Here is a 3,749-nt window from a genome sequence, read left to right on the forward strand (position 1 = left end):
GGTTACTCACATCTGTTTCGTTCTTAGTATTCAGTGCATTTGATGAATTGCTAGCAATAAGGGCGTACCCTTGTACGCCCCCAGTATTTCCGATTGCACCAACTTTTTTACTTTCAAGATTCGTATTTGATACAGAACTCAAAAAGGTGAGAACAGGTATATTTCGGATAAAAAGGGTTGCCGCCTTACGTCCTCTAATGTTGTGAGGATGAATTTCTGTAATCACAGCATCCAAGGTTTGTTTCCCTGCTCTGGATTGGTACTCTCCCACCTTCACCACATCAGGGGCAGGTAATTTCTGGGAAGCTAGCGCATTTCCCTTGGTGGTTTGAGTGCAACCAACTGAGGGTATGCCCAAAGCAGCAATAGACAGGGCAACAATAATCCACAAATGTCTTTGATTCATGCGTCCGTTTTTTAAAGCGACTGTAGAATTTAAGTTTTATAATTCGCGGGATTCTTCACTTTGTGAAAGTGACTTCCCTCCTGAAAAACTCGAATTCGTTGCGTTTCCACTTTGTTATTTATAACTGCAACAGACTAGCACGAACCTTTTGGCTTGGGGATCAGGGTTTTAGCGTAATTCTTGGCAGCTTTCTTAATTTCAATTCCAATTTTCCGGGCGAAACCTTTCTCAAATGCGGACTTTGGCTATGTAACGCTTTTTTTGGCAAGTCCAAAATTTCTTAAAAAAACTTTACGCTTATTGCACGCTAAAGCAACGATACCCTATTCACATCGGTTCTAAAGGCTCGTCGCTACCCGTGTATTTTATATTACATCTATTTTGGCTATTTCCAATTAGAATTTAATATAACTTTAATTGAATGGCATCGGCATAAATACTTAAAATAACTTATTTAACGAAATCTTTATATTTTCCTATGAAGAAGTCGTGATCTGAGTTACATCTTAAATAATTATGTAAATTAATTTGAGTTTAATATCTTTTTTCAAAGGTTTTTCTACTTAGATTAATCATGACTTTTATTTTCCATGACTAGACTAAAAATAGTGATATATGTAACTTGACATCCTAGTAATACTGAGTATAAAAAAAAGGAATATACTCAACTTAATGTTTTTCAGGATGAATGATAAAAAAATTAAAAAATCTTTGCGATCGCTTGTAGCTCAAATCTGCAAAGTATCATAAAGCACAACTACCTTTTTTTAACCTAAGTACTTGCTCAAATATGATTTTTTAGAGCAAGATATCTGTTCAAAAATCTTTGCGGCTGTAGGGATGTACAGCTGTACCCCTACTATATATAGTAGGTATTTTGGGAAATCCTATCAGCCTGATGACAAACCAAGCACATCAAGGAGATTTAGAAATAAATCCATCGCCATTAAAAGCTGTTCTCAATGAGTTGCATTCCCAGTACAAGTCAGTCCGAGAGGGTGCAGTAACGAAATATATTGCAGAACTGGCAAAGGCAAACCCGGACTTGTTCAGCATTTGCATTGTGACAGTAGATGGTCAGGTTTACAAAGTTGGCGACTACGATCACCTCTTTACAATTCAGTCAATTTCCAAGGTGTTTGCTTATGGACTGGCCTTAGAAGATCATGGACTGGATTACGTTTTGACTAGAGTTGGCGTGGAACCGACGGGGGATGCATTCAACGCGATTGTTTTGGATGAGCAATCGAAGCGACCTTATAATCCAATGGTAAATGCAGGTGCGATCGCAACCACCAGCTTAATTAAAGGTTCCGGCCCCACCGAACGCCTCAACCGAATGCTGGATATGTTTCGGCGATATATTGGCCGCGATGTGTTCGTTGACATTTCAGTTTTTACCTCAGAACGCAGTACAGGGCATCGCAACCGCGCAATGGCGCATCTGATGCTCAACTTTGGCATGATTGACCGGAATATTGAAGAGTCGCTGGATCTTTATTTCCAGCAGTGTGCTGTGATGGTGAATTGCCAAGACTTAGCAGTGATGGCGGCTACCCTTGCTAACAGAGGTATTAACCCCATTACCAAAGAACAGGCGGTAGATAAGCGTTACATCAAAGATATTTTGAGTGTGATGTATACCTGCGGAATGTACAACTTTGCAGGTGAGTGGGCTTATAAAATTGGGATTCCGGCGAAAAGCGGGATTTGTGGTGGGATTATCGCCGTTGTACCCAATAAAATGGGCATTGGAGTTTTTTCGCCCCTGTTGGATGTACGCGGTAACAGTGTGCGGGGGGTGAAGGTGTGTGAAGAACTTTCCCAACGGTTAGGTTTACATCTATTTGATTGTTCAGGTGAAGAGGCGAAATTTCAATAAATTAGGACTTACGCATTGATAAGAAATACCAAATATGGATGGAGACTCTTGACGAGACAATCTCTAAAAGCTTGTTATGCACTGGCTTTTACCTTGAGTTTACACAAATGACAGATGTACGCTCCTACAGCCGATTCATTGAAAGCGACGGGAAACTCCATCCCCTCGTGGGTGGAGAGGGATAGTCGCCCTGTCGCTTGGGGCATAGGGCATAGGGCATTGGTAGCTTCTTCCCCATGCCCCATTCCCCATTACCCATGCCCAAAAACTCCACCCACAAGGGGATGGAGTTTTTCATGTGTGGCAAATGATTTTTATGCATATTTAATCTTGTTTGTCAATCTGTAATTTCTACAAAAATTTAGTTTTATTTTTTGAAAAACTTTGATGATTTGGCAAAGTTGCAGTAATCTTACTGTAATTAAGGAATATTTGTCGTAAGATTAAAAACATTTCAGAACAGATATTCTATGCTAATGGATCACTTTTCTCAGAAAATAACGAATTCTCAAGAGAGCATTTCACCGCAAACTCAACTTGGTCAGATGTGTGGTTCCAAGCAGCTATTTCGCGATCGCTATGAAATAGTGCAAATTTTAGGTAGAGGTGGTTTTGGGATCACGTTTTTAGCCAAAAATGCTGTATTACCTGGGAATCCTCTGTGTGTTATTAAACAACTTTGTCCGAAAGTGACTAATCCTCAAAGCTGGCAAAGGGCATGTAGGCGCTTTGAAAAAGAAGCAAGAACTTTGGGTCAACTCGGTAGTCATTCGCAAATTCCCATGCTATTAGACTACTTTCAGGCGAATGGAGAGTTTTTTTTAATTCAAGAATACGTACCGGGTTTGACTTTGGCACGAGAAGTCCGGCAAACTGGGGCTAAAAGTGAAGCCTCAGTTAAACAGTTTTTGCAAGAATTATTACCTGTATTACAGTATCTTCATAAACATCATGTGATTCATCGGGATATTAAGCCCCAGAATTTATTGCGGTGTGAGTATGACCGGCGAATAGTGCTGATTGATTTTGGAGCGGTGAAAGAGCTATTAGCTGATGCTTGTGAAAACTCTCGCAATCAAGTTGCAAACACCAACTTTATCGGAACTAGGGGATTTGCACCACCAGAACAGTTTTCTCTACGTCCAGTTTATGCCAGTGATATTTATGCACTGGGTATAACTTGTATTTTTATGTTGACTGCTAAAAGTCCTTTAGAATTTGACTACGACGCAAATACTGGTGAAATATGCTGGCGAAAAGAAGTAAATATTAGCAACAGTTTCGCCCAGATTTTAGGGAAAATGGTAAAAATTTCGTTAAATGATCGGTTTAAAACTGCCGATGAAGTGATAAAAGCTTTAGGCCATGAAAGCTATTTGCCTACTTTGGCTGACTGTCTAACTACCCAAAAATTAAATAATAAAAGTATTGCACAACACGGAAATTCTAAAGGACTTTTAG

General features: G+C 39.7%; 3 protein-coding genes and 1 pseudogene. 2 read left to right on the top strand and 2 right to left on the bottom strand.

The features are described 5' to 3' along the window. Window positions 1-406, bottom strand: a pseudogene (locus LC574_RS30645) (septal ring lytic transglycosylase RlpA family protein); the annotation flags it as partial. Between the two features lie 898 nt (window positions 407-1,304). On the opposite strand from LC574_RS30645, the gene glsA reads away from it, so the two are divergent. Continuing rightward, window positions 1,305-2,288 (top strand): glutaminase A, encoded by a 984-nt coding sequence (gene glsA, locus LC574_RS30650; protein WP_229457361.1) that lies wholly within the window; start codon window positions 1,305-1,307, stop codon window positions 2,286-2,288. A 74-nt stretch (window positions 2,289-2,362) separates the two neighbouring features. Here glsA and LC574_RS30655 read toward each other — a convergent pair whose 3' ends face one another. Further along, window positions 2,363-2,533, bottom strand: coding sequence for a hypothetical protein (locus tag LC574_RS30655; RefSeq protein WP_229457362.1), 171 nt, complete (start codon window positions 2,531-2,533; stop codon window positions 2,363-2,365). A 231-nt stretch (window positions 2,534-2,764) separates the two neighbouring features. Between LC574_RS30655 and LC574_RS30660 the strand changes: the two genes are divergently transcribed. Further along, the coding region (locus LC574_RS30660; protein WP_229457363.1) for a serine/threonine-protein kinase at window positions 2,765-3,749 on the top strand (985 nt) is incomplete at its 3' end.

Source organism: Nostoc sp. CHAB 5715, assembly GCF_020829685.1.
In the GTDB taxonomy this organism is placed as follows: domain Bacteria; phylum Cyanobacteriota; class Cyanobacteriia; order Cyanobacteriales; family Nostocaceae; genus Nostoc.

What these genes read in the sequence shown, in the direction of transcription:
- glsA (WP_229457361.1), top strand. Translation starts at nt 1,305, where the DNA reads ATGACAAACCAAGCACATCAAGGAGATTTAGAAATAAATCCATCGCCA.
- LC574_RS30655 (WP_229457362.1), bottom strand. Translation starts at nt 2,533, where the DNA reads ATGGGGCATGGGGAAGAAGCTACCAATGCCCTATGCCCTATGCCCCAA.